This window comes from Sphaerospermopsis sp. LEGE 08334 (assembly GCF_015207205.1).
Taxonomy (GTDB): Bacteria; Cyanobacteriota; Cyanobacteriia; order Cyanobacteriales; family Nostocaceae; genus Sphaerospermopsis.
This window is the reverse complement of record NZ_JADEXH010000021.1, coordinates 72,993-97,259: the sequence shown is the minus strand read 5'-3', so window position 1 is coordinate 97,259 and position 24,267 is coordinate 72,993. Positions and strand designations below refer to the sequence as shown.

The window sequence follows — 24,267 nt, the reverse complement described above, 5'->3', positions numbered from 1 at the left end:
CCAGTCACCAGTCCCCAGTCCCCAGTCCCCAGTCTCTATTCCCTATTCTCCAACAAAGAATGAGAAACATTAGGAATATCAGAGACAATAGAACGCATACCTTCAAAAGTAGCTGGAATGTTGCGGGGGTCCATAAACATTACCTTGCTACTATCGCTCTTACCGATAATAGTCGCCATATCCAAATAACCCAAGGCCATTAAAACTTCTATCGCTTTGTGTGCTTCTGGGTTAGCTGTCATTCTGTGGGCAAGAATTTCTGCTGACTCTGCGATCGCCTGTGCTTTCAAAACCTGCTGCTGTCTTTCTGCTTGCGCTTTTAAAATCAGCGCCTTTTGTTCCGCTTCCGCTTGTAAAATTATCGCCTTTTGTCGCGCTTCCGCATCCAAAATTTGAGCATCCGCTTTACCCCTGGCACTATTTACCGCTGACTCTCGATCACCTTCAGATGTTAAAATTGCTGCCCGTTTGCGTCTTTCTGCGGACATTTGCAATTCCATAGACTCTTGCACCGCCTTAGATGGAATAATATCTCTCAATTCCACCCGTGTAACTTTTACACCCCAAGGATCAGTAGCAATATCTAAATCTCTCAGCAAAATTTCATTAATTTGAGTTCTGGCTGTAAAAGTCTGATCTAACTCCAATTGTCCCATTTCCGAGCGAATTTGAGTTAAAACCAAATTAACCATCGCTGATTGGAGATTTTCTACTTTATAGTAAGCTTTCTCCATATCCACGATCCGCCAATACACCACCGCATCAACAGTAATGGAAACATTGTCACGGGTGATACATTGCTGAGGAGGAATATCTAAAACCTTTTCCCGAATCGTTTGCTTATACACAATATTATCGAAAAAAGGATTAATCATATTTAAGCCCGGACCAAGCTTTTTCTTATAACTACCCAAACTTTCCACCAAAGCTTCATCACCTTGATTAATCACTCTAATTGATTTGAGGACAACAGTACCGCCCCCAAAAGCCAAAGCAAGTAACAATATCAACTGACCCATTTTTATAAATCTCCGAAAATACAATGCTTTGAAAACTCTTATCTGTCACCGTGGCGTAGCACCTGTCACCTGTCACCTTAAAATATTTTCTGGCATCACAATTAAAGTCGTGCCTTCTCTACTTACGACATAAACTTTTTGCCCTGGTGCTAAACTGAGTTTGTCATCATCGCATCTAGCCCGCCAGGAATTACCCTCATATAGCACCCGTCCCGCCTGACCTGGTAAAATTTCTGTTAAAGTTTCGCCAATCACCGCATCAGAGATTTTTGATCTGCGTGTTGGTGGTTGCAGAAACCTGCGGGAAAACACAACCAAAACCGTGGAAAGCAACAGCCAAAGAATAACTTGTAGCCATAAACTGCTCAAACCCAAATAAGAAAGTAGCGCCACCGCAAAGGCACTAATTCCCATCATAAATTCTACAAAGGCAGTTGGTAACAAAAGTTCCATCAAACACAGAACTATACCTACTACCAGCCAGATTAAGGTAAAAGTTGGCATAACGCCATCCCAGACAATAAAAACAAAAAATTTAACCCCAATATTATTTTGTGATTAACTACATCTCAACCATCACTATTTACGGAAAGAAATTTTTGATTTAAAGTCAATACCTTCGCCAAAATCAAAAATATCTTGATTTGTAGGTTGGGTTGAGGAACGAAACCCAACAAATACGTTGAGTTTACGTTGGGTTTCCACACGGTAAACCCAACCTACGGGAAAATGGCAAAGGTATTGTTAAAGTACAAACCTATCAACAGGAGCATACAAACAAACATAGTTGATTCCTATTCTAGTAATTAACATCCCAATTTCATCTAAATTCACCTGAATTTCTTTATAATTTATACACTCACAACTCAAGCTCAAAAATAGAATATGTAGCATAAATCAAACTTTGAGTATTATGCTTAATCTTTTTGTTAAGTTCTTAAATATTTATAATTTCTGATCTAACTATTCTCCCGACTCAGTGTAGGGTGCAGAGTGCAAAATACAAAAATTAGTTCTTCTTCCTCCTGACTCCTGACTCCTGACTCCTGACTCCTGACTCCTGACTCCTGACTTCTGACTCCTGACTCCTTACTTTATACATTTATGAATTCTACTAACCGAACCATTCATTGTATCAATCCCGACTGTGAACAACCGATTAATAATCTAGGCGATCGCCTTTGTAAAACTTGTCAAACACCATTAGTTTACCGCTATCTGTGGGCGATCGGCACAAATGCAGCCAACATACTCCCAGAAACAAAAATTGCCGACAGATATGAGGTAATTACACAACAAATTTGGCTAGATACCCAACCAGGAAAACCACCAGAAATACCATCAGAACTGCCCCCGGCAGTTATCCCCTACCTAAAATTATATCCAGAACGGTTACACATCCCCCAACCCTACGGATTTACAACTTCTACAACCGAAGACACAGAAGACACAGAAGACATAAATGATATTCTCTTATTAGAAAATACACCTATAGATACAAAAGGCAATCTCTACCCCATCATTACCGAAGTGTGGGAAGAAGCAAAAGCAGTTAGACAATTATACTGGCTATGGCAAATTCTCCAACTGTGGAAACCCTTATCAGAAGAGGGAGTAGCTGCAAGTTTACTATCACCAAATAACATCCTCGTTCAAGGTTGGTGTATCAAATTACTAGAACTATACCAAACAACAGAAAAACTCACTTTACAGCACTTGGGGCAATCTTGGCACTCATGGGTACTGGTAGCAAAAGCCGAAATAGCCCCTGGTTTAAGTAATATCATCCAGCAGATGTGTCAAGGTGAAGTAAATTTTACTACTATTAGTCATCAACTTAATCAATTATTACTAGCATCAGCAGCAGAATTACCATTAATGATGAAAGTTGCTGGGTTTACAGATGCAGGTCTTGTGATGAAACACAATGAGGACAGTTGTTTCCCTAATACTACTGATAAGTTAGATAACTATTTAAATCAGCATTTATCAGTAGTTTGTGATGGTATTGACGGACATGAAGGTGGCGAAGTTGCTAGTCAACTAGCAGTTCAGTCCTTAAAATTGCAAATCCGTGCTTGGTTACAAGATGTAGCCGAACAAACAGAAATTGTCCCCCCAGACTTGTTGCAGCAACAACTAGCAGCTAGTTTGCGGGTAGTAAATAATATGATCTGGTCACGCAACGACGAACAAAACCGCCAAGGTAGAGAACGCATGGCCACCACATTAGTCATGTCCATACAATTACCGCAACGTATAGTTACCAATACAGGATGGGAATCAGAAAATACTCATGAACTTTATATAGCTAATGTTGGTGATAGTCGTGCTTATTGGATTACTCCCAGCTATTGCCAACTACTAACCATAGATGATGATATGGCAACCAGGGAAGTGTGTTTTGGTCAAAGTTTGTATCGTCAAGCAATCACAACAGCTAACGCCCATGCACTCACCCAAGCATTAGGAACAAAAGAAGCCGAATCTCTACAATTTGCCATCAAACGCTTTATTTTGGAAGAAGACGGGATTTTATTATTATGTTCCGATGGTTTAAGTGATCATGATTGGGTAGAAAAATCTTGGCAGAATTATGTAATTCCCCTGTTAACAGGTAAACTGACAGTGGAAGATGCAGCACATAACTGGGTAAAATTGGCAAATGAAAAAAACGGTCAAGATAATACATCTATTGTTCTTACGGTTGTCCGTACTTCCCAAGCCCATTTAGTAGCTGTTACACCTGTACCAATAGTATTAGAAACATCAGAAACAGAGGAATTAGGAATCACAAGCACAGAAACAGAAACTTTTGAAGCGCAAGCACCAGCAGTAGATTATTTAGCAGAGAGTTCCCAAGCTTTAATGGATTTGAATCTCAGTGAAGAATCAGCTTCTACTTCTGTTAAAGCAGCAAATCGGGGTAAACTGGTCTTAGTTTTAGGCGGATTTTTAGCTTTGTTGGTTGGAGGTACAAGTTTAGGCTTATTTGCTTGGTGGCAACTTCAACCCCAGTCTTTTGGGCGGTTGTGTCAGCAACTTCCCCCAGAATTACAACAATTCTGCCCCCAGCGCCAATAAGCTATATTTCTTGAATGTCAAGATATGGTAAAATCATCCCAGTCAATCAATTCAGTAATCAAGAAAAATTAGGTATAAATAATACTATGAATATTGGCGATCGCGTTCGTGTAAAAGAGTCGGTAGTAGTTTATCATCATCCTGAGCATCGGGGTCAGGGTTTTGACCTTAAAGGATCTGAAGGGGAAATTTCTGCTGTTGTTACTCAATGGCAAGGTAGACCTGTCAGTGCTAACCTGCCAATTTTAGTTCAGTTTAGCAAAAAATTTAAAGCTCATTTACGTGAGAATGAATTAGAGGTTATCAATTGATAATTGATAATTGACAATTGACAATTGTTTCATTCAAGGTTCAAAATCTCTCCTTCCCAGAAGAAAAAAAGAAAAAATTTACTATTTCCCAATCCTCTTACTTCCAGGTAAGGCGAAGTAATTGTCAATTGTCCATTGTTACAGCACTTTCTGGTGTTATGAGGTACACCACGGGTGGGCAAGACTTGTACTGAGGTTGTCGAAGTATGCCCACCCGACAAGAGTTTTATTATTAAAATTTGTACCTCATAGCAATGGAATCTGCTGTAATTTTCCATTGTTAATAGTCATTAGTTATTAGTCATTAGTCATTGGTTATTAGTGAATTTTTCCCAGTCACCAGTCACCAGTCACTCACAACCAACCCCGTAAACCATAAACAATACTACCAATATCATAATAGAAATACAATTCCCAAATCTTGACTATGCAGATTAGTGAAGAAATTACCATCATCGCATTTGATGATCAATCTGAGAAAATTTCTAAAAATTGGGTAGCTGTAATAATATCAACTCCTCTAAATGGATGAAGTGCTAATAAATCTTTATCTCCTGTAATCATATGAGTTGCATTACCATTAATAGCAACCTCCAGAAATTTATCATCTTTTGGATCTCTACATTCTTTGATGATCTGGACTATTTCAACTGCTTCTGATTCAAGTTTTAATTTGGCTAAGAACTGAGTACGAATATTCAAGGAAATATATTTATCGAATTTTGAGCGATTAAGAATTTCTTGTAGTTCTTGAAAAGTCGCATCTGAAAATAACATTATTCCTAAATTATTGGCTTTTTTGAATGCCACATCTGGAACAGATGAATTAATCAATACTGCACTCACTAGAATGTTTGTATCAATAACAAACCGCAATTCATCCATGCTGAAGAATCTCATCTAAAATTTCTTGAGTTAACCCCTTATCTTGAGCTTGTTCTTGCATTTCTTGAATAATGTCATCCAGGGATTTATCTTGAATAATTAATTTGAGCAAGTCGTTAATAATAGTCTGAATTTTTTGCTGTTTTTGTGGTGCTGCTTCTTGATAAGCTTTGGCTAGTTCAGCATCAACTTGAATGGCGATTGTTTCCATATTTTGAGGAGAAAAATAAATTACAGTTATTTAATTATAGCATTTCACATTTACAAATAATTTTTTTCTCTCTCAGCAGCAAAAGATAAACAAGCTTTAATATCTTCAGATGTGAGTTCTGAAAAATCTTCGAGTATTTCTGCTTCTGTCATACCACCTGCGAGATATTCTAAAATGTCATATACGGTTATACGCATTCCGCGAATACAAGGTTTTCCGCTACGTTTTCCTGGTTCAATGGTGATAATGTCTTGGTAGTTCATGTTTAAGCTACTTTTTATCTCTAATTAATTATATTATCTAAATCTGAAAAATGAACAGCGAATCGCCCTTTGCTCATTACCATCATCGCACTTTCAACCCTATCTCATTCAAACCAATCTCAAAGCAATGCCCTATAGGTTTAAAATATAAACTAAAAGCCCCCTTAACTAAGGCAGGGCTGTTTCATTCCCCAAAAGGTTCATAATGTCAAGATTCGATTTTGGCGATCGCTCTGATTTTCCGGGGGAAAATTTGTGATTTTTGAATCAATTATGTGAGGTTCACATCAATTTTGTTTCAAAAACTATCACTAAAAATATTGACAAATGTACCCTCCTAAAGGAATGAAACAGCCCTGGGATTTAGGGGGATCTGAAGATATTTAATACATATCATGAGGGACTTTTCAAACATCCTCTTACAACCAACCCCGTAAACCATAAACAAAACGTCCAATATATTCTTTTAAAGCACTGGTAAATTGATTCAAGTTATCAGCATCAGGTAATAAATTTAGTATAGCGGCTTTGGGAGTGCTGGTTAATTCTTCCAACTCACCCCGACTAACAAGAAAGTCTGTAGGTGTAGGAATGACATCAATATTTTGACGTTCAAAAATTTTGAGCGATCGCGGTAGGTGCATTGCCGAAGTGACTAACAATACTTTTTTAATTCCTCGATTTTCGAGAATTTTCTGCACATTAACAGCATTTTGATAGGTGTTTAAAGAATTTGGTTCTTGAATAATAGCTTCGGTTGGTATACCCAAAGATGTGAGAATAGTAGCCATATCTGCTGATTCAGGAGAACCGCTACCACGCCAATCAATGCGACCACCACTTAAAATAATTAGAGGTGCTTTTTTTTGCCGATAGAGTTGAGCCGCATAAATCACGCGATCGCCTGCTTCACTTAAATCAACCGTCGGACGAGGCCAAACCGCTGATTTAGTAGCACCACCCAAAACCACAATAGCCTCAGCTTGGGGTATTTCCGCAAGGGGGATATTTTGCCATTCTAGCGATCGCACCAGATTTTTAGCCACCCAAGCATTACCACCAACCAATAATAAAGTTAAAGATAGAGAAATACAAACAGCCGCAATTTTTGGACGTTTCCACAAAGTTACCAAAGCCACTATCAAACTAACACAAGCTAATCCCAAAGGATAAAAAAACAAAGGCAGTAGTTTAGAAAGATATAGAAACATTATTGTTAATAATTCACCATTTAGTAGATATAGTAGGAGGCAGAAGTCAGTAAAGATTTAGTAATGCTAAACCCCGACATAAATATTTTTATCATTTAATACCTTCGCCAAAATCAAAAATATCTTGATTTGTAGGTTGGGTTGTTCGCGTTAGCGTTGCGAAGCAATGGAACAAAACCCAACAAATACGTTGAGTTTACGTTGGGTTTCCACACGGTAAACCCAACCTACGGGAAGATGGCAAAAGTATTGATCATTATTACCGTATGACCTTATAAGAGTATCACAAGTAACAAAATTTTCCATCTTTTTATCTTGAGGTTTTATCATCAGTTCATATCCTGACTGCCTTTTCTATTACTATAGATACCGCTGGGCAGTCTGTACAGGATTCAGAATAGTTACTTTATCTTGCCAATTTAAAGCTGATTTTTTTCTTTGAGAAGCACTTTGACTTTGATTTTGAAATAACACAAAAGCCGCTACAGCTATTAAAAAATAACCAAAATATTTTTGTAATTTTTTACCATCAATAAATTGAGATAAATAAGCACCAAAAAAACTACCCAAACTAGCAGCAATCACAAAAGATCCGATTAAATTCCAATCTAAATCAACTTGTCCTAGATAACCTAAAAAACCAGAAATTGCATTAACAACTAAAATTAACAAAGAAGTACCAATAGCTTCTTTCATCGGTGTTTTACCCAAAATCACCAAAGCGGGAACAATAGCAAAACCTCCCCCAACACCCACTAAACCAGTTAATATTCCCACCCCCAAACCTTCAGTTAACAACCATAACCAACAATACTTACAAACAGGAGGTTGATAAACTTCGGTTTTGATATTTTCTAAGTGATCTTCTGAAGATAATTTAGTGGAATTTTTCAAACTTCTCTTAATCATTAAACTTGCTGCTACCAGCATCATAATTGCAAACAGCAGCATTTGTAAATTATCAGTAACAAATGGTAAACCGGCGATTTTTGCCCCTAAAAAAGCACCCAACATAGTAGCAGAACCAAAAATAAATGCTTTTTTAAAATTAATATTTCCCTTTTTCCAATGAGGAATTAAACCAATTAAACTCACAGTACCTACAATTACTAAAGTCATAGCAATAGCGGGTTTTGTTGGTACACCCATTACATAAACTAAAATTGGTAAAGCTAAAACCGAACCACCACCACCAATTAAACCTAAACTAATACCAATTCCCGTTGCTAAAATATGTCCTAATATCCACATCATAATAATTCGTAATTTTTAATTTTTAATTCTTAGATCCCGTACTTCTTTAAAAAGTCCGGGATCTGATTTTGATTTGGCAATTTTAACCACGTTGGTTATAAGGTAACTTAGCTAATAACATACCCATTGCACAGGTATTAGTCACCCCTGCAAATACCAAACCAGCACCCACAAAACCGCTTAAAACTAAAAACCAAGGAGAAACAAACGCCCCTAAAACAGTTCCCATAAACACCAAAGAACCTGCAACTATTTGTACTTGTCTTATCAAACTAATGGGAGCATTCTTATTAACCTTAGTCGGATATCCTGACTGTTTCCAGGCAGTAATTCCACCTTGTAACTGACAAAAATCTACAAACCCAGATTGAATTAATTTTTGTGCTGCTTTATTGGATCTATTCCCAGACTGACAGTAAATAACAACTTGTTTACCAGGAATTAATTTAACTTGTTCTGGTGCAAATTGAGAAAGAGGTAAAACTTGAGAACCGGGAATATGTTCACCTGCATATTCTGACATTTCTCGCACATCTATTAAATGAACCTGTTGGTTTTCCATTAACTCCTTAACACCAGCAACATCAACAAAATGTAATTCCTGTTTAACTGAAATAGTCATTTTCTCAAAACTCCTAAAAATCCTGTTTACCAAATATTAAAAACACTGCAATTCAAAACTCTGCTTACTCTGCGTCTCTGCGTGAGAAACATCCTAAAATATTAAACTGCAATAGCATTTCCACACTTTTCATTTGCTGGAACAGCAGCCATCATTTTTTGGGGATTAGGTAAATTTAAACTATTCATTAATTGAATAAAACTTTCCCGATTATGTCCTTTAAATCGAGGATTATATTGCTTTTCTTCCCCAATAGTAGAAACTGTAAAACCTTTGTAATCATGTCCAGGATACACTAATGTTTCATCAGGAAGAGTAAACATTTTTTGGGTAATAACATCAAACAAAATTCCCGCATTACCGCTTTGAAAATCGGTTCTTCCACAACCACGAATTAACAAAGAATCGCCGGTTAATAATCTTTCTTTGTTAACCAAATAAGCAAGATGACTATCTGTATGTCCTGGGGTGGCGATCGCTTCAATTACAATAGAATCTAATTGTAAAATTTCCCCATCTTGCATTTGTTGATCCGCACAATTTGCTGGTGCATTTGCCGGTACAACTCCCAAACATCCAGTTAGTTCACGTAATTTACCTGTACCTGTGATATGATCTGCATGGATGTGAGTTTCTAAACAGTAGTGTAGTGTTAATCCTAACTCCTCAATTAGCTTTAGATCCCGTTCTACCTGTTCCAAGACAGGATCAACCAAAACAGCCGCTTTTGTCGTCTCGTTAGCAATTAAGTAAGTATATGTACTAGATTCTTTGTCAAAAAGTTGGCGAAATAACATATTTACACCTGAATTTATTACCTCATGACCTGATCATATTACTATATGGTGATATAGTCAATATAAAGTTATAAAATTTTTTTTGGTTTTTTATGTCAGATGTATTACCGGGCGCTCTTAGCCATGTTGCAGAATATTTCAAAGTGCTATCTGAAGTCAGTCGGTTACAAGTTCTATGTTGTTTAAAAACAGGACCTAAGAATGTAACCCAAATCATAGCTAAGACTGGACTAGGACAAGCAAATGTATCAAAGCATCTAAAAATTTTAACTCAAGCGGGTATTGTCAAAAGAACACCCGAAGGAGTCAGCGTCATTTATGAAATTGCTGATCCGATATTATTTCAATTGTGTGATTTAGTATGCGATCGCCTACAAGTGAGACTCGAAGAACAAACCAAGCAGCTAGAAAAACTCAAGCTATGAGGTGACAGGTGACAGGTGACTGGTGACTGGGTTAAATTATCCTTGAACTCCTGACTCCTTGAACTCCTGACTCCTGACTCCTTCCTTAACTAAACTGCTCTTCTGCATCTAAATTAAATAACATTTGCAGCGTTTGCATACAATTACGTCTGGCTTCAACATCTTGTTGCGACCGTAGTTGTACCATTGGATCATGTAAAATTTTATTTACTATTCCTCGTGTGAGAGCTTCAATCACTTCTTGGTGTTTTTCACCAAATTCTGACCCTAAGCGAGAAAGTGCTTTTTGTAATTCTTGCTCGCGGATGTTTTCCACTTTATTCCGCAAAGAACTGATAGTAGAGACAGTTTCTAAACTCCGCCACCACACATCAAAATCTGCCACCTCTTCATCTAGGATTTTTTCGGCTTCCTGTGCCATTTTACGACGACTTTCGTAATTTTGCGCTACAACAGCCTTTAAATCATCCACATTAAAAGCCTGGACATTTGGCAAATCGTTTACATCTGCATCAACATTTCTAGGTACAGAAATATCAAATAACATCAACGAGTGCTTAGGCTCTAAAACCATTTCTAACTTAGCACGATCCAAAATTGGCTCAGTTGAAGAAGTGCTAGTAAATACTATATCACTATGGGAAACCACAGATATCATTTCTGGTAACAGATGTATTTTAATAGGTACTTCTGAGAACTGCTTTGCTAATTCTTCCGCACGTTCACGGGAACGGTTCACAATAGCAATTCGAGTTGCACCTTTAGAAATTAGGTGTTGTACAAGTAACCGCGACATTTTCCCCGCACCGAGAATAGCGATCCGATAGGGAGCTAAATTTTCTACCTTAATTTGCGCTAATTCCACAGCAGCAGAACTAATAGAAACTGCACCAGTACCAATACTAGTTTCTGTACGGACTCGTTTACCTGCGGTGATAGCTTGTTTAAATAAGCGATTTAAAATTGTTTTTATACCATTAAATTGTTGTCCCAGTTTGTGAGTATTTTTCACCTGAGCCAGAATTTGACCTTCACCGAGAACCAAACTATCCAAACCAGCAGCAACTCGCATCACATGAGTCACAGCGTCAGAGTGCATCAAAGTAAATAAATGTTGACGCAAAGATATGATAGGTAGTTTGCTGTGTTCTGCCAGAAACTGAGTAACTTCTTGAATACCGTAAGTAATTTCACTGCTAATAATGTAAATTTCTAGACGGTTACAGGTGCTAAGAATAGCCACCTCATCAATATGAGGATAGCTGAGGAGATGAGCGATCGCACCTTCGGTTTGAGGTTCAGGAATACTGAGTTTTTCTCTTACTTCTACTGGGGCTGTTTTATGGCTTAACCCCACCACTGCAATATTCATCTTTTATTTCTTAAATTCTTAAATGGATAATTTGTAATGGGTAAGAAAATTTTAGATTTCAGATTTTAGATTTTAGATTTTAGATTGGAGTTAATTTAATCCAAAATCCAAAATCCAAAATCCAAAATTACTTAGTGCAGTTGTACAACTTTGGGTTGTTCAAACATATGAATGGTATCTACAAAGCGAGCAGTCTTAGACTGGCTAGAAATAACCAAACTTTGAGTTCTAGCACCACCGTGGAAGAAACGTACACCTTGCATCAAGTTACCAGAAGTGATACCACAAGCAGCAAAGAGAACAGTATTACCAGATGCCAATTCATGAGCATCATAAACCTTATCTGGATCAGTGATACCCATAGAAGTTAGACGATCTAAATTAGATTGTTTGCTTTCACCAATCAAACCAGTTTTCACAACTTCAGGATCATAGATTAACTGACCTTGGAAGTGACCGCCTAAAGCACGCATAGCCGCAGCAGAAATTACACCTTCAGGAGCAGCACCAATACCCATCAGCGCGTGAATATTAGTACCAGCAAAACCACAAGATAAAGCTGCACCTACGTCACCATCAGAAATTAATTGTACTCTTGCGCCAGCTTCGCGGATTTCTTTGATTAAATCGTTGTGGCGTTCGCGCTTCATCACAACTACTACAAGTTCTTCGATAGAGCGACCTAAACACTCAGAAAGAATCTTCAAGTTTTCGGTAGCTGACTTGTTGATATCAACCTTACCCTTAGCTGCTGGGGGTGCTGCCAACTTCTTCATGTAGAAGTCAGGAGCAGCAAATAAACCACCTTTTTCAGAAATTGCCAAAACGGCCATTGAACCGGGTTGTCCGTAAGCTACCAAGTTAGTACCTTCGCAGGGGTCAACAGCGATATCAATTTCAATTAATTCATCAGGGTTGCATTGTGCTTTAGCTTCGGGATTAGCACAAATACCTACTTCTTCACCGATGTAAAGCATGGGAGCGTCATCACGTTCACCTTCACCGATCACAATGCGACCGCGCATATAGATTTTATTCATGCGTTCGCGCATAGCTTCCACTGCTACCTGGTCAGCAGTATTCTTTTCACCCTTACCCATCCACTTTGCAGAGGCGATCGCTGCTTGCTCGACAACCTCAATAATCTCTAAACCAATTGTATTTTCCACAGGACTCCCCTCTTGATTGCTGATCTTAGCGTCGTTTTTATCTAGCCATTTCAGTCTTTAAGTCTACCAAAGTAAGGATACATATAGAACAAAGTTAAGTTTTACTGCTATTAATTATCCCAAGTGGTCAAAATGCTAGAAAATAACAGTAATTTTGTATTCATCAGGTAGGAGTTAAAAATTGCCTGATCACAAAATCTGCCAAGAATACAGACAAAAGTATAATTGGCTAAATAGATATCTGGTGGTAATTAAATGTGCGTGGTTGGAAACCCTTGTAGATACGTTGTATACAACATCTCTACATCCATTACCACAAGATGTCTAATGATCTCAGCTAAATATTAATCGCAAAATTCTCCACAGATAAAACTATTAAAACTATGCTGGACTTTATTAACTCCCTTTTAGATCGACATCCAGAACGCATTAAAGCTAACGTAGAAATATATACATGGCAGACCTGCCCCTATTGTATCCGTGCCAAAATGCTGTTATCTTGGAAAGGTGTAAAATTTACTGAATACAAAATAGACGGTAACGAAGAAGCGAGATCAAAAATGGCAGAACGCGCCAACGGTCGCCGTAGCGTACCGCAAATATTTATTAATAATCAGCATATTGGCGGTTGTGATGATCTGTATGCACTAGATACAAAAGGTCAACTCGATCCGTTGTTATTTGAAGTGACAGGTGACAGGTGACAGGTGACAGGTGACAGGTGACAGTGAAGAAAGTAGGGGAAGCAGGGGAAGCAGGGGGGGATTAATAACTGATGACCAATCACCAATCACCAATCACCAATCACCAAAAATGGATGCATCAGGCTTTAGAATTAGCACAGGTAGCAGGTGAAGCGGGGGAAGTTCCTGTAGGTGCAGTTATTGTTGATGCAGCAGGTAATTTAATAGCTACAGGTGAAAATAGAAAAGAAAGAGACAAAGACCCTACTGCCCATGCGGAAGTGATCGCTATTCGTTCAGCCGCAAAAACCTTACAAAGTTGGCGTTTAGATCAATGTACCCTTTACGTCACATTAGAACCATGTCCAATGTGTGCAGGTGCTATAGTCCATGCACGTTTGGCGACAATTGTCTATGGTGTGGACGATACCAAAACTGGTTCGATACGTACTGTTATTAACATACCCTCAAGCCCCGCATCCAATCACCGTTTACAAGTAGTAGGAGGTATTCTAGAATCAGCTTGTCGTCAACAATTACAGTCCTGGTTTGCAGCAAAAAGACATAAGCATAAATAACAGACAGAGGTTAAACTGTCCAGATAGGAAAACAAAAATTACTCAAGAAAATTTACGGTGGACATAATCAAGTTTGCGTCACATTTTACCAGCTAAATTTCAGCCACCGTTATGAAGGAATTTTACTCTGCGTCTACCAAGTCCCCCTCTCAACTAACAAATATCTCTGAAACTTCTAAGGTGGTTTTTAGTAGATCACAGGTTTCCCCTTGGTTAACTTCTTTAGCCTATAGTTTAGGGCATAATGTGGTGATACCTATGTATTTTGGTAAAATTGACATCTTGGGGCAAGAAAATATCCCCAAAACTGGACCAGTGATTCTTGCACCTACTCACCGTTCCCGTTGGGATTCCTTGCTGTTACCCTATGCTACAGGTCGTTATGTTAGTGGTCGAGATATGCGATTTATGGTGACAAGCAGTGAGTGTCAAGGAATACAAGGTTGGTTGGTAAAACGCATGGGAGGTTTTCCTGTAGATACTCAAAAACCTGCGATCGCCGCCTTGCGTCATACAGTAGAGTTAATTTCACAGGGAGAAATGTTGGTGATTTATCCCGAAGGTGATATTTTTCGAGATAGCAAAGTTCACCCTTTAAAATCAGGTGTTGCGCGTTTAGCTTTAAGTGCAGAACATCTGCATCTAGGGTTAGAAATCAAAATTATTCCTGTAGCTATTAACTATAGTCAACCTTATCCCAATTGGGGAACAGATGTAAATATTCAAATTGCTGAACCTATAAAAGTGCAAGATTATATTCCAGGATGTTTAAAACAAAATGCTAAAAAATTGATCGCAGATTTAACAAATAGATTACAACAATTAAGCCATCAACAATCACAAATTATATCACATCCAGCAGATTCCCTTCACGAAGTGTGGCGAAACCATAGAGATGAGATACACATTTAGGGTTGGCTGAATAAACTCAAAACCTGGATGTATAAAGAGTTTGAGGTTGATAACAAAGAAAATAGGTGCAAGGTTTTGGAAGCTATGAGTAGGAAAACCTTGCACTTAATTTCTACTTAGGGGTTGCTGAGAAAGTCTTTCCGTGAGGGTATAGGAGTCAGGAGTCAGGAGAATTTTCTAAATCTCCTGATTAAGCAATTTCATGAATTGATTTACATTCCCAAAACATTCCAGGACCAACGATCAAAATTTGCTCATTTGGCATTATTAATTCCCAATAAGCAATACCAGAATCATCTTCTAAATCTGGTTTTAAAACCAGTTCGTAACCTTCTTCAAAGGATAAGGTTAGTTCAAAATTATTAGGATCAATGACAAAGTTAGTTAGTTTTTTGTTTTCTAAATCTTGTAAGTACATTTGAGCATGATCTGTAGTTAATCCTGGTAATAATGGAAGAAATAAAAACATATTATTCTGCATTAAATACCAAGGTGTTGCTCTAGTGCTAAGTTGCCAGCTTCCTTGGCGTAAATCTGCTAATTTAGGATGATTATAAGGTGTCATTTCACCAAAGTCTAATATTAATTCATCACCATAACTAAATCCAATTTGATGGCAAGTTTCGCCGATAATTGACGGATTGGATGACTCGTTTGTAAAGGCCAGCAATCTTGTTGAAAAATCCCATACAGAGGTTATTTGTGTAATTTTGTCTATAGCATAATATCATTTTTTACAAATCTTATATAGTCAATAACTATTGATAAATTCCTATTGATTATTGCTATAATGTAATTACATCATGTAAATACACAACAAATGAGCAATTCTTACAATATTCGTAGTACCAAAATTGGTAATAGTGCAGGGTTTAGACTACCTGCTGATTTTTATCGTGAACATCCCCAATTTGCGAATGCAGATGGTTGGATTGAAGTTTTATCACCAGATACAGCAATTGTGCGAATTGTTCCTCAATTGCAGGATGATGAAGATACAGAAGACTCGCTATTAATGCGGTTGTTTCTTGATTTTGCTACCACAGAAGCATTGAAAAATCATACACTACAACCTTACACAACAGAAATGTCTGAAACTGCTCATCAACTAATTGAAGGTGTACAGTTAGACGATGAGTAAATTTGTTAGTAATAACTGGGAAATTTATTTTCATCCTCAACTATTTGGTAGTCAATATCAAGCATTATCAAATCGCGTTGCTAATTTGCGAGAACAGTTACCAGAAACAGAGTTTAAAACTCATGCAACGGTAAAACTTTTTGCAGCAATTACAATAGCAATTGAAACTAAAATTCCCTCAGATCCTTTTGCTAGTCATTTTGCTTTAACTGGTGCATTAAAACGCTATAGTCGAGTCAAAAAAATGGGTTTACCAGAACGGTATCGGCTATTTTTGAGGGTGTTTGATACTCCCCAATTAAAAGCAATTGTGATTTTGTGGTTGGGGTTTCCGCGAAAAGAAGGTGCTAAAGATGACTGTTATGAGGTGTTTACTAAAATGGTAACAAGAGGGACATTTCCAGATAGTTTAGATGAATTGTTAGCAGATTGTGAAGTAAATGTGGATAATCTGAAGTAGTAATAGCTAGTCCCAATTTTAATTATTAATTATATTTCATGATGGGGATTTTGTCAAAATCAGCATATCCTGATTAAGCAATATCATGGATTGATTTACATTCCCAAAACTGTCCGGGTCCGACTATTAAAATCTGTTCATTTGGCATTAATAATTCCCAATATGCAAGCCCAGAATCATCTTCTAAATCTGGGTTTAAAACCAGTTCGTAACCTTCTTCAAAAGATAAGGTTAGTTGCATATTATTAGTGTTAATTGCAAAATCAGTTAATTTTTGATTTTCTAAGAACTTTAATATTCCTTCACTAACATCTCTCGAAAATCCATAATCTGAACTAAAGCACGTTAAAGGATTTGTATTAGTTATTAAATCAAAAGGTGTCGCCCTAGTGCTAAGTTGCCAACTTCCTTTGCGTAAATGTTTTAATTTAGGATGATTATAAGGTTTCATTTCACCAAAATGTAACCGTAATTCATCCCCATAACTAAATCTAACTTGATGACAAGTTTCGCCAATAATTGGTTGAATAATTTGATTTAGATTTTGTATGGAATTGGCAACAGATGTTTTAGGAGTCATAATTAATATCCATTAACCGCTTAATTTATTATAAATCTTGATTTTTTTTGTGAAAGACTCAGATATAAAGGTATAATTTTGAAATTATAAAGTAAGTATCAGAAAGGTGTAAAGCAAATTGACTACTATTGGAAGTTATCAGGTAAAAGTTTTAATTGAGTCCAACACTGAGGAAGTTGCTTTTCTTTCTCCAGCAACTATTGATGATATGCCCACAAATTGGTCTTGTAACTGGTTAAATATTTACAATGAAACAGCGTCTTACTGTCAAAATATAGTGAAACTTGTTTATAATGATAAAATTTGGGGATTGGTAAAATATAGTCTTTATGAATATACTTATCCTGATCCGAGTCCCCCTACATATCTGGAAATCAATAATTTAGAAGCACACCCTACCAGTCGAGGAGATGTTGCTACAAGGTTAATTGAACCTATTGGTAAATGGTTGATTTGGTATGCAACAAAGGTTGCTTTTGAGTTTTGTCAAGTCACACCAGTTGAATCTTTCGTTTGGCTGGAATCTTTGGATAAAGCTGTGCCATACTATAGAGATAAGGTACAAATGGAGTATCTTGGTTTTTCACGCAGCACTCCTAGTGGAGAAGATTTATATGTATTCAGATTTTCACGAACCGCAGCAGCAGAATTTTGTCAGCGACATGAAACAAGATGGGGAAAACCCAAGCTATATGAGTAGTGAGGAAATAATGGCAGGGTCAAAAGAGATAATGACTCATGCTCAAAGACAAGCTTTTCTGAAAACATCCCATCTAGGAAAATTACTTGGTGTTGCACATTTACTTCCCGAAGTTATAGAGGTAACAGAAGAAAGAGCAGAAAATTTACCACACCTAAAACGAGTACGCGGACTATTCAAGTCTGAAGAACAAAAAGATCAACAATATAATTCTAATAATACCGAAGTTGCTAAACGTGGAAATTAGCATTGAGAGCAACACTCATGATCAAAAAGGTTTTATTAGATGATGATATTCTTCTAGATATTTTGCTCGAACGAGAACCATTTGTAGAAGATTCATCAAAAATTTGGGAATTGATTGAGGCTAAACAAATAGAGGGTTATGTAACACTTACAACCCTCAATAAAATTTTTGATGTTGGCAGAGATAACGTAGGGTTTGAGATTGCTTGGGAGGCAATATCTGAAATTCGATCTGTAATGGAAGTTTGCATTATTGATGATAAAATTTTAGAAATAGCTTATTCCTATCATCTTAAAGATTTTGAACAATCTATACAATTAGCTTGTGCAAAATCTTTTAAATTAGACTATGTTCTTACTAGAAAATTTGAATATATTGAACCTTCTCTTCAAACTTCTCTTGAAAAATTATCAGATTCTTATAAAGAATTTTTTTCTGTAGTCAAACCTACCTCATTTTTGTTGATTTACTTTCCTAGTCATTTAAGTCATGGTTTTTGCAACTCTCTTGAATTTTACCAGATTCGTTTTCTATATTACAGACAGCGTGTGGAAATCATTACCAATATTACCAATAAAAAAGACATTCTAGTTAATTATTCATTAAAATATCTCTTAGATTCTATTTCTACTCAATCAGTCGAAATACAAAATCAGCTAGAATCTGAAAAAAAAAATTGCTGTTATCAAGCGAGATATTGTAACTATTATACGCTATATAATATATGCAATTTTAGCTGAAAAGGTAACTTTAGATGATAATTATATCAATAGTTGTTTTACAGAATGTAAGTCTCTTGCTATATCACGTCAAGTTTTAAGTATTGCTTTACAACATACGAAAGAATTAACTATTAAACTTACTACTCAACTAGCTAATCAAGATATTGATTTTTCTGACTTGAATTATAATATTTTGGTTAATGAGATAAGCAGATATTTTGATCAATTTATAATTAAACTCACATCATCTTAATTTTATATCCCCAATCTCTTAAAGAAGTCGGGGATATTGATAATCTATCGGGTTTAGCATTGCTAAACCCCCACAAATTAATTATTCATTACCCTCTATTGGTGCAAAACCTTGACGTTGAATATTCTCCGTAATACTCCTTGGTTCTAAAAACTGCAATAAATAATCTGGACCACCTGCTTTTGAACCTACACCAGAAAGTTTAAAACCGCCAAAAGGTTGACGGGCGACAATTGCCCCGGTAATATTGCGGTTAATATACAAATTACCAACTTCAAATTCTGCTTGTGCTTGTTCGATGTGGGAAGGTGTACGAGAATAAATACCACCTGTTAAAGCGTAATTTGTTGAGTTGGCAATTTCCAAAGCTTGCCTAAAATCCTTAGCACGAATCACCGATAAAACAGGACCAAAAATTTCCTGCTGTGCAATAACCCCATCTGGAGGAACTTGAGAAAAAATCACAGGTCCGATAAAATAACCTTGATTGGGTGCAGATAACTCCAAAGCTAAACTAGCTTCTTTTTTCCCAATCTCAATATATTCTAAAATGCGATCGCGTGCATTGCCATCAATCACCGGACCGACTTGGGTACTGGGTAACTCCGCTTCACCAATGTTTAAAGACTTCGTAGCTTCCACCAACCTTTCTACAAAAGCATCATAGATAGGTTGTAAAACAATAACCCGTGAACAAGCAGAACACTTTTGACCACTATACCCAAAAGCAGACTGCACAACCCCCACAACAGCCTGGTCTAAATCAGCACTTTCATCAACAATTATCGCATTCTTTCCTCCCATCTCCGCAATTACCTTTTTCAGATGCTTTTGACCAGGTTTTAAAATTGCTGCTTCTGCGTAAATTCGACATCCCACTTCCTGAGAACCAGTAAAAGCAATTACATGAGTATCAGGATGATTCACCAAATAAGCGCCAACTTGAGAACCCTTACCAGGCACGTATTGAAAAACACCTTTGGGTATTCCCGCTTCAATCAAAATTTCCGTCAACTTAGAAGTTATTACAGAAGAAGTTTCCGCAGGTTTGAGTAAAGTACAATTTCCCGAAACCAAAGCAGCAACAGTCATCCCGCAAGCAATAGCAAGAGGAAAATTCCAAGGAGAAATTACAACCGCAATTCCTTTAGGCTGGTAAATATAACGATTATTTTCACCAGCAACATCATAAATTACACCTCTATCAAGACGTTCCATCTCATCAGCGTAATAACGACAAAAATCTATTGCTTCCGAAACTTCCGCATCAGCTTCCTTAACAGGTTTACCAACCTCCAAAACAATCCAAGCAGATAACTCAGCGCGTCGCTGTTCCATCAAATCAGCAGCTTTGCGTAAAATATCAGCACGTTGCTTAACCGGAGTTTTCCTCCAACCAGGAAAAGCAGCTTTAGCAGCTTTCATTGCTTCCTCAGCTTGTTCAACGCTGATAAGTCCAACCTTCCCCACAACCTCACTAAAATTAGAAGGATTCAAAGAATCAATAAACGTCGTCGTATTTACAAACTCACCATTAATCAAAGGTAAATAAGTCTTACCCAAATGCTGACGCACATTCGCAAAAGCTAAACTAGACCTTTTCCGTTTCTCCTCCTCAGCATAATCCGTATCCGCAACACCAACAAAACCCTCTTCTTCCTCTCTGCGTCTCTGCGTCTCTGCGTGAGAAAAATCTATAATTGGAGGAGCTAACAACTCATCAACAGGCTTATTTTCCAGATTTTGCCGTAAAAAAGAACTATTTGCCGTATTTTCCAACAATCTGCGAATTAAATAAGCCATTCCCGGTAATAAGTCACCATAAGGACAATATACCCGCACCCGATAACCCTTATCTACCAAGGCTTTGGCAATTTTATCACCCATCCCATAAAGAACTTGCATTTCAAAACGACGACGGGGAACATTGAGACTTTCTGCAATAGCGATCGCACGAGATTGGGATCTAACATTATGACTACCTATGGCAGAATAAACATACTCGTGATTTTCTAACAAAAGTTGAGTTATCGCCTCAAAATTGGCATCTGTTGCCACTTTATCATTAAAAACAGGCTGTTTCCAGTGTTTTTGTTCAGCTTTGATAGTTTCCTGATCCCAATATGCACCTTTAACCAAACGAATAGTAAGAGGATAACCGCGCTGTTTTAACCATGCAATGACATCTTTTGCATCTTGTTCACTGTCACGCAGATATGCTTGGATGGTGATCCCGATATCTGTACGTTCACGAAACTCCTCTTCCAGCAAAAGCTTTTTAAGAATCTGCAAAGTGATATCTTTATAGGCGTACTGTTCCATATCAAAATGGACTGCTGCACCTAATTCTTTCGCACGACGGAGTAAAATTCTAATGCGATCGCTCACCCGTTGTTCACTACCATCAGCATTTAACGGATCAAACTGGGAATAAAACGCAGTTAATTTTACTGAAACCTGTACTTTAGGAATCATCTCCCCATCAGCTTCATCAATAGCGGGAATATGCTGCCATTTTTTCGATGCTTCAACTAATTGCTGCATCAATTCCAGGTATCTTTCTAAATAAGATTGTGCCTCTATTTCCGTAATTACCGCTTCCCCAAGTAAATCAATCGTGAAAGCCATCTTTTCTTTTCTCAGCTTTTCCACCGTTTTGATTACTTGTTGAATATTTTCCCCGGAAATATATTTATGTGCTAAAGTTTGCACAGCAGTTTCCACGGTTGTCGCTGCTACCTGTCCCGGCATAGAATCAGGGTTAGCAAAATTCAGTAAACTTTTCAATGCTGCGGGTAATTCTACCGACTCATCACCCAAATATTCTTGCAAATGGGATGCAATTTCTGATTTACTATGTAAAGCTGGCAAAGTGTCAATAAATCGAAATAACTGGACTCTTAACCCAGGGTTACTCATAGCCCAAGCGAGTAACTTATCATCCCAGCGCATTTGATCCCGTATAGCAGCGAAAAAAGAGCGACTTTCCCCAGTTGCAGCGAGAACCTGTTTAGCAATTTCCTGGGTCTTAGCTTCGTAAGTGTTATTTTGTACTTGTAATACCATAAAATTTGTTAGTAATGGGTAATGGGTAATTGGTAATTGGTAATTGGTAATTGGTAATTGGTAATTGGTAATTGGTAAATTTATTACTGTCACCTGTTACCTGTCACCTGTCACCTGTCACCTGTAAACCGTCTCAAGTAATAGTTTGGAATGTGGTTATATTGAAAGTCTGGAAAAACTTGGCTTTAGTATCTTTGAGTATAGCTATGGTCTGCTTGGGAGGTTGTACAAAAAAACCGACAGATAATGAATTGGAATTATTGCGTAAAAAAACCAGCGATAGCGAAGCGCTGCTGCAAGCAGTTCGCAATGCTGAAATTGTGGCACAAAAAGTCAAAAACAACCAGGAAAGGGAATGGAACTTTGTTATACAAGGTCAGACAGCAACAGGGAAAACTGAAACATTAACATGGAAACAGTTACAGGAATTAGCTACAGTAAATATCAACACTGTTGATGCTAGTAACATTGTCACCCCCAAAAAAGTATTTAAGGTTACTGGAATAAACGTAAATTCACTATTACAAAAATTTGCAATTCAAAGCGGTGTTACGGAAATTACTTTTGTCTGTTATGACGCTGATCAAGTAACTATGAAGATTTACTCAAGTACCCAATTATTTTAGCAGTTGCCAAAGATGTTAACTTAAACTCTAATGATTCCGTTATCGTGCGTGGTAAACCACCAGCTTACCAGAAAAATTCCAATGAAAGGAAAAATAAATTCAGGTTTTATGGATAGTAAAGAATTAGCACAATATCTAGAAGCAACAGATAGTATTTCTAAACCTTGGTTATTAGTACAACTGCGGCTGAAAAAATTACAAGAACGACGAGATACAATATCACCGGAAGCTTACGAGCAAGAATTAGCAGATATTCACCAAGATTTAATGAATTTAGGTGAATGGTGGCGAGGTATTGAAGATCAGGTATTTTGAGGTGACAGGTGACAGAAAAGAGTGTTTACCAATTACCAATTACCAATTACCAATTACCAATTACCAATTACCAATTACCCTATAATAAACGGGGTTGAAAAAAGAATGATCACGGTGTAAACAGTCATGGATTATCGGGATGCAGGTGTTGATGTTGAAGCAGGTAGAGCTTTTGTAGACCAAATTCGCAATTTAGTTCACAGTACCTTCAGATCAGAAGTATTAGGTGGTTTAGGTGGCTTTGGGGGCTGTTTTCAACTGCCTACAGGTTATCAAGAACCAGTATTGGTATCTGGTACAGATGGTGTGGGTACAAAGCTGAAAATTGCTCAAATTCTCAACCGCCATGACACTGTAGGTATTGATTTAGTGGCGATGTGTGTTAACGATGTGCTAACATCAGGAGCAGAACCGCTGTTTTTTCTCGATTATGTAGCTACTGGTAAGCTGGATAAAGAGCAGTTAACTCAAGTTGTGGCAGGAATAGCTACTGGTTGTAAACTAGCTGGTGCGGCTTTATTAGGTGGAGAAACCGCAGAAATGCCCGGTTTTTACCAAGTGGGTGAATATGACTTAGCGGGTTTTTGTGTGGGGATAGTCGAAAAAAGCAAAATGTTAGATGGTTCTCAAGTGCAAGTTGGGGATGTGGCCATCGGTTTAGCTAGTGCAGGTATTCACAGTAATGGTGTAAGTTTAGTGAGAAAAATTGTCACTGATGGCGGTTTTGCTTGGGACGATACCCCAGAGGTATTAAATGGAGAAACTTTAGGTTCAGCTTTTCTCGCGCCTACCCGCATTTATGTTAAATCTGTATTAGCAGCATTAAAAAACGGTTTAGAAGTTCACGGTATGGCACATATTACTGGTGGGGGTTTGCCAGAAAATTTACCCAGATGTCTGGGAACAGGTCAAGCTATTAAAATTAATCCTGGTAGTTGGAATATTCCCCCTGTGTTTCAGTGGTTAGCTCAAGCCGGTTCTGTTGGTGCGGAAGCTATGTATAATACATTTAATATGGGTGTGGGATTTATGCTAATACTGCCCCCCGAACAAGCAGAACAAGCAATTAACCATTTTCAATCACAGGATATTCCTGCTTTTACCATTGGTGAAGTTGTCACTGGTTCTGGTGAATTGATGGGTCTTTTTGCGTAGAGATTCAGCGAAAATTCAAGATAGTTTTGGGCTTGATATCGGAAATATCTCTGATCAGGCCACAATTTATTTACAGCCTTGATGTAAAATAATAACAGTATTTATAGAATTTTCCCTAAAAATTTAGCATTTCTTTATATAAGTAATCAAAAATACTCATGACTGTAATGATTGAGATTTGCTAACGTAGTTTTAACAAATCGCAA

29 protein-coding genes are annotated in these 24,267 nt (G+C 37.5%); 15 read left to right on the top strand and 14 right to left on the bottom strand.

The genetic code is table 11. From position 1 onward, the window contains the following. Positions 1–35 precede the first annotated feature (35 nt). Both IQ237_RS13710 and IQ237_RS13705 read right to left on the bottom strand, forming a co-directional pair. A complete protein-coding gene (locus tag IQ237_RS13710) occupies positions 36–1,019 on the bottom strand; it encodes an SPFH domain-containing protein (RefSeq protein ID WP_194055990.1) in 984 nt (327 codons plus the stop codon). Between the two features lie 72 nt (positions 1,020–1,091). Beyond that, positions 1,092–1,523 carry an NfeD family protein gene (locus IQ237_RS13705; RefSeq protein WP_194055985.1) on the bottom strand — a complete coding sequence of 144 codons (432 nt, stop codon included), beginning with the start codon at positions 1,521–1,523 and terminating at the stop codon, positions 1,092–1,094. A 600-nt stretch (positions 1,524–2,123) separates the two neighbouring features. Here IQ237_RS13705 and IQ237_RS13700 point away from each other — a divergent pair. Continuing rightward, positions 2,124–4,103, top strand: coding sequence for a PP2C family serine/threonine-protein phosphatase (locus IQ237_RS13700; RefSeq protein ID WP_194055984.1), 1,980 nt, complete (start codon positions 2,124–2,126; stop codon positions 4,101–4,103). An 86-nt stretch (positions 4,104–4,189) separates the two neighbouring features. Continuing rightward, positions 4,190–4,414 (top strand): ferredoxin-thioredoxin reductase variable chain, encoded by a 225-nt coding sequence (locus IQ237_RS13695; RefSeq protein ID WP_194056017.1) that lies wholly within the window; start codon positions 4,190–4,192, stop codon positions 4,412–4,414. 468 nt (positions 4,415–4,882) lie between these two features. On the opposite strand, the gene IQ237_RS13690 is transcribed toward IQ237_RS13695, so the two are convergent. The 7 genes from IQ237_RS13690 to IQ237_RS13660 form a co-directional block, all read right to left on the bottom strand. Further along, positions 4,883–5,314, bottom strand: a complete 432-nt coding sequence (locus IQ237_RS13690; protein ID WP_228020241.1) for a putative toxin-antitoxin system toxin component, PIN family — start codon at positions 5,312–5,314, stop codon at positions 4,883–4,885. Continuing rightward, positions 5,292–5,510: a hypothetical protein gene (locus tag IQ237_RS13685; protein ID WP_194055983.1), complete on the bottom strand. Its 219-nt coding sequence runs from the start codon at positions 5,508–5,510 to the stop codon at positions 5,292–5,294. Before IQ237_RS13685 ends, IQ237_RS13690 begins: the two co-directional genes overlap by 23 nt. Before the next feature lie 50 nt (positions 5,511–5,560). Further along, positions 5,561–5,773 carry a DUF433 domain-containing protein gene (locus IQ237_RS13680; protein WP_194055981.1) on the bottom strand — a complete coding sequence of 71 codons (213 nt, stop codon included), beginning with the start codon at positions 5,771–5,773 and terminating at the stop codon, positions 5,561–5,563. 419 nt (positions 5,774–6,192) lie between these two features. After that, the gene (locus tag IQ237_RS13675; protein ID WP_194055979.1) at positions 6,193–6,984 is read right to left on the bottom strand and encodes a YdcF family protein; all 792 of its coding nucleotides are present in this window, start codon (positions 6,982–6,984) and stop codon (positions 6,193–6,195) included. A gap of 360 nt (positions 6,985–7,344) precedes the next feature. Next, complete coding sequence (locus IQ237_RS13670; protein ID WP_194055977.1) at positions 7,345–8,238, bottom strand: sulfite exporter TauE/SafE family protein; 894 nt, start codon at positions 8,236–8,238, stop codon at positions 7,345–7,347. Positions 8,239–8,320: 82 nt separating this feature from the next. Beyond that, a complete protein-coding gene (locus tag IQ237_RS13665) occupies positions 8,321–8,860 on the bottom strand; it encodes a rhodanese-like domain-containing protein (RefSeq protein WP_194055975.1) in 540 nt (179 codons plus the stop codon). A 101-nt stretch (positions 8,861–8,961) separates the two neighbouring features. Next, positions 8,962–9,657, bottom strand: a complete 696-nt coding sequence (locus tag IQ237_RS13660) for an MBL fold metallo-hydrolase (protein WP_194055973.1) — start codon at positions 9,655–9,657, stop codon at positions 8,962–8,964. 92 nt (positions 9,658–9,749) lie between these two features. Between IQ237_RS13660 and IQ237_RS13655 the strand changes: the two genes are divergently transcribed. Then, the gene (locus tag IQ237_RS13655) at positions 9,750–10,082 is read left to right on the top strand and encodes a helix-turn-helix transcriptional regulator (RefSeq protein ID WP_194055971.1); all 333 of its coding nucleotides are present in this window, start codon (positions 9,750–9,752) and stop codon (positions 10,080–10,082) included. 85 nt (positions 10,083–10,167) lie between these two features. Here the strand turns inward: IQ237_RS13655 and IQ237_RS13650 are convergent, their stop codons facing one another. Together IQ237_RS13650 and glpX are read right to left on the bottom strand one after the other, a co-directional pair. Continuing rightward, complete coding sequence (locus IQ237_RS13650) at positions 10,168–11,454, bottom strand: glutamyl-tRNA reductase (protein ID WP_194055969.1); 1,287 nt, start codon at positions 11,452–11,454, stop codon at positions 10,168–10,170. 131 nt (positions 11,455–11,585) lie between these two features. Next, a complete protein-coding gene (glpX, locus tag IQ237_RS13645; protein ID WP_194055967.1) occupies positions 11,586–12,623 on the bottom strand; it encodes a class II fructose-bisphosphatase in 1,038 nt (345 codons plus the stop codon). Positions 12,624–13,006: 383 nt separating this feature from the next. On the opposite strand from glpX, the gene grxC reads away from it, so the two are divergent. The 3 genes from grxC to IQ237_RS13630 all read left to right on the top strand — a co-directional run bounded on the left by grxC (position 13,007) and on the right by IQ237_RS13630 (position 14,796). Further along, entirely contained in the window at positions 13,007–13,327 is a 321-nt protein-coding gene (grxC, locus tag IQ237_RS13640; RefSeq protein WP_194055965.1) for a glutaredoxin 3, read from the top strand. Between the two features lie 71 nt (positions 13,328–13,398). Then, positions 13,399–13,884 (top strand): tRNA adenosine(34) deaminase TadA, encoded by a 486-nt coding sequence (gene tadA / locus IQ237_RS13635; RefSeq protein ID WP_228020238.1) that lies wholly within the window; start codon positions 13,399–13,401, stop codon positions 13,882–13,884. Between the two features lie 111 nt (positions 13,885–13,995). After that, complete coding sequence (locus IQ237_RS13630; protein WP_194055963.1) at positions 13,996–14,796, top strand: 1-acyl-sn-glycerol-3-phosphate acyltransferase; 801 nt, start codon at positions 13,996–13,998, stop codon at positions 14,794–14,796. Between the two features lie 190 nt (positions 14,797–14,986). Here IQ237_RS13630 and IQ237_RS13625 read toward each other — a convergent pair whose 3' ends face one another. Then, the gene (locus IQ237_RS13625; RefSeq protein WP_194055961.1) at positions 14,987–15,466 is read right to left on the bottom strand and encodes a hypothetical protein; all 480 of its coding nucleotides are present in this window, start codon (positions 15,464–15,466) and stop codon (positions 14,987–14,989) included. Positions 15,467–15,616: 150 nt separating this feature from the next. Here IQ237_RS13625 and IQ237_RS13620 point away from each other — a divergent pair, with 150 nt between their 5' ends. Beyond that, positions 15,617–15,937: a hypothetical protein gene (locus IQ237_RS13620; RefSeq protein WP_194055960.1), complete on the top strand. Its 321-nt coding sequence runs from the start codon at positions 15,617–15,619 to the stop codon at positions 15,935–15,937. Beyond that, positions 15,930–16,397 carry a type II toxin-antitoxin system YhaV family toxin gene (locus IQ237_RS13615; protein WP_194055958.1) on the top strand — a complete coding sequence of 156 codons (468 nt, stop codon included), beginning with the start codon at positions 15,930–15,932 and terminating at the stop codon, positions 16,395–16,397. The genes IQ237_RS13620 and IQ237_RS13615 overlap by 8 nt, the downstream gene beginning before the upstream one ends. 73 nt (positions 16,398–16,470) lie before the next feature. On the opposite strand, the gene IQ237_RS13610 is transcribed toward IQ237_RS13615, so the two are convergent. Continuing rightward, positions 16,471–16,977 (bottom strand): hypothetical protein, encoded by a 507-nt coding sequence (locus IQ237_RS13610; RefSeq protein WP_194055956.1) that lies wholly within the window; start codon positions 16,975–16,977, stop codon positions 16,471–16,473. Positions 16,978–17,095: 118 nt separating this feature from the next. Here IQ237_RS13610 and IQ237_RS13605 point away from each other — a divergent pair, with 118 nt between their 5' ends. From IQ237_RS13605 to IQ237_RS27035, 4 genes are read left to right on the top strand one after another with little or no spacing between them, the layout of a single operon-like run. Then, positions 17,096–17,677: a hypothetical protein gene (locus tag IQ237_RS13605; RefSeq protein WP_194055954.1), complete on the top strand. Its 582-nt coding sequence runs from the start codon at positions 17,096–17,098 to the stop codon at positions 17,675–17,677. A 10-nt stretch (positions 17,678–17,687) separates the two neighbouring features. Continuing rightward, positions 17,688–17,924: a protochlorophyllide oxidoreductase gene (locus IQ237_RS13600; RefSeq protein ID WP_194055952.1), complete on the top strand. Its 237-nt coding sequence runs from the start codon at positions 17,688–17,690 to the stop codon at positions 17,922–17,924. A gap of 17 nt (positions 17,925–17,941) precedes the next feature. Beyond that, positions 17,942–18,664: a PIN domain-containing protein gene (locus IQ237_RS13595; RefSeq protein ID WP_194055950.1), complete on the top strand. Its 723-nt coding sequence runs from the start codon at positions 17,942–17,944 to the stop codon at positions 18,662–18,664. Beyond that, on the top strand, positions 18,588–18,899 hold the full coding sequence (locus IQ237_RS27035; RefSeq protein WP_194056013.1) for a hypothetical protein: 312 nt from the start codon (positions 18,588–18,590) through the stop codon (positions 18,897–18,899). Before IQ237_RS13595 ends, IQ237_RS27035 begins: the two co-directional genes overlap by 77 nt. 81 nt (positions 18,900–18,980) lie before the next feature. Here IQ237_RS27035 and pruA read toward each other — a convergent pair whose 3' ends face one another. Continuing rightward, positions 18,981–21,965, bottom strand: coding sequence for an L-glutamate gamma-semialdehyde dehydrogenase (gene pruA, locus IQ237_RS13585; protein ID WP_194056011.1), 2,985 nt, complete (start codon positions 21,963–21,965; stop codon positions 18,981–18,983). Positions 21,966–22,126: 161 nt separating this feature from the next. Between pruA and IQ237_RS13580 the strand changes: the two genes are divergently transcribed. The 3 genes from IQ237_RS13580 to purM all read left to right on the top strand — a co-directional run bounded on the left by IQ237_RS13580 (position 22,127) and on the right by purM (position 24,061). Continuing rightward, positions 22,127–22,591: a hypothetical protein gene (locus tag IQ237_RS13580; RefSeq protein WP_194055948.1), complete on the top strand. Its 465-nt coding sequence runs from the start codon at positions 22,127–22,129 to the stop codon at positions 22,589–22,591. Positions 22,592–22,699: 108 nt separating this feature from the next. Beyond that, positions 22,700–22,906, top strand: a complete 207-nt coding sequence (locus tag IQ237_RS13575; protein WP_096572855.1) for a hypothetical protein — start codon at positions 22,700–22,702, stop codon at positions 22,904–22,906. Between the two features lie 126 nt (positions 22,907–23,032). Then, on the top strand, positions 23,033–24,061 hold the full coding sequence (purM, locus tag IQ237_RS13570) for a phosphoribosylformylglycinamidine cyclo-ligase (protein ID WP_194055945.1): 1,029 nt from the start codon (positions 23,033–23,035) through the stop codon (positions 24,059–24,061). Positions 24,062–24,267 lie beyond the last annotated feature (206 nt).

Coding starts and splice junctions, on each gene's coding strand:
- IQ237_RS13710 (WP_194055990.1), bottom strand. CDS start 1,019: ATGGGTCAGTTGATATTGTTACTTGCTTTGGCTTTTGGGGGCGGTACT.
- IQ237_RS13705 (WP_194055985.1), bottom strand. CDS start 1,523: ATGCCAACTTTTACCTTAATCTGGCTGGTAGTAGGTATAGTTCTGTGT.
- IQ237_RS13700 (WP_194055984.1), top strand. CDS start 2,124: ATGAATTCTACTAACCGAACCATTCATTGTATCAATCCCGACTGTGAA.
- IQ237_RS13695 (WP_194056017.1), top strand. CDS start 4,190: ATGAATATTGGCGATCGCGTTCGTGTAAAAGAGTCGGTAGTAGTTTAT.
- IQ237_RS13690 (WP_228020241.1), bottom strand. CDS start 5,314: ATGAGATTCTTCAGCATGGATGAATTGCGGTTTGTTATTGATACAAAC.
- IQ237_RS13685 (WP_194055983.1), bottom strand. CDS start 5,510: ATGGAAACAATCGCCATTCAAGTTGATGCTGAACTAGCCAAAGCTTAT.
- IQ237_RS13680 (WP_194055981.1), bottom strand. CDS start 5,773: ATGAACTACCAAGACATTATCACCATTGAACCAGGAAAACGTAGCGGA.
- IQ237_RS13675 (WP_194055979.1), bottom strand. CDS start 6,984: ATGTTTCTATATCTTTCTAAACTACTGCCTTTGTTTTTTTATCCTTTG.
- IQ237_RS13670 (WP_194055977.1), bottom strand. CDS start 8,238: ATGATGTGGATATTAGGACATATTTTAGCAACGGGAATTGGTATTAGT.
- IQ237_RS13665 (WP_194055975.1), bottom strand. CDS start 8,860: ATGACTATTTCAGTTAAACAGGAATTACATTTTGTTGATGTTGCTGGT.
- IQ237_RS13660 (WP_194055973.1), bottom strand. CDS start 9,657: ATGTTATTTCGCCAACTTTTTGACAAAGAATCTAGTACATATACTTAC.
- IQ237_RS13655 (WP_194055971.1), top strand. CDS start 9,750: ATGTCAGATGTATTACCGGGCGCTCTTAGCCATGTTGCAGAATATTTC.
- IQ237_RS13650 (WP_194055969.1), bottom strand. CDS start 11,454: ATGAATATTGCAGTGGTGGGGTTAAGCCATAAAACAGCCCCAGTAGAA.
- grxC (WP_194055965.1), top strand. CDS start 13,007: ATGCTGGACTTTATTAACTCCCTTTTAGATCGACATCCAGAACGCATT.
- tadA (WP_228020238.1), top strand. CDS start 13,399: ATGACCAATCACCAATCACCAATCACCAATCACCAAAAATGGATGCAT.
- IQ237_RS13630 (WP_194055963.1), top strand. CDS start 13,996: ATGAAGGAATTTTACTCTGCGTCTACCAAGTCCCCCTCTCAACTAACA.
- IQ237_RS13620 (WP_194055960.1), top strand. CDS start 15,617: ATGAGCAATTCTTACAATATTCGTAGTACCAAAATTGGTAATAGTGCA.
- IQ237_RS13615 (WP_194055958.1), top strand. CDS start 15,930: ATGAGTAAATTTGTTAGTAATAACTGGGAAATTTATTTTCATCCTCAA.
- IQ237_RS13610 (WP_194055956.1), bottom strand. CDS start 16,977: ATGACTCCTAAAACATCTGTTGCCAATTCCATACAAAATCTAAATCAA.
- IQ237_RS13600 (WP_194055952.1), top strand. CDS start 17,688: ATGGCAGGGTCAAAAGAGATAATGACTCATGCTCAAAGACAAGCTTTT.
- IQ237_RS13595 (WP_194055950.1), top strand. CDS start 17,942: ATGATCAAAAAGGTTTTATTAGATGATGATATTCTTCTAGATATTTTG.
- pruA (WP_194056011.1), bottom strand. CDS start 21,965: ATGGTATTACAAGTACAAAATAACACTTACGAAGCTAAGACCCAGGAA.
- IQ237_RS13575 (WP_096572855.1), top strand. CDS start 22,700: ATGGATAGTAAAGAATTAGCACAATATCTAGAAGCAACAGATAGTATT.
- purM (WP_194055945.1), top strand. CDS start 23,033: ATGGATTATCGGGATGCAGGTGTTGATGTTGAAGCAGGTAGAGCTTTT.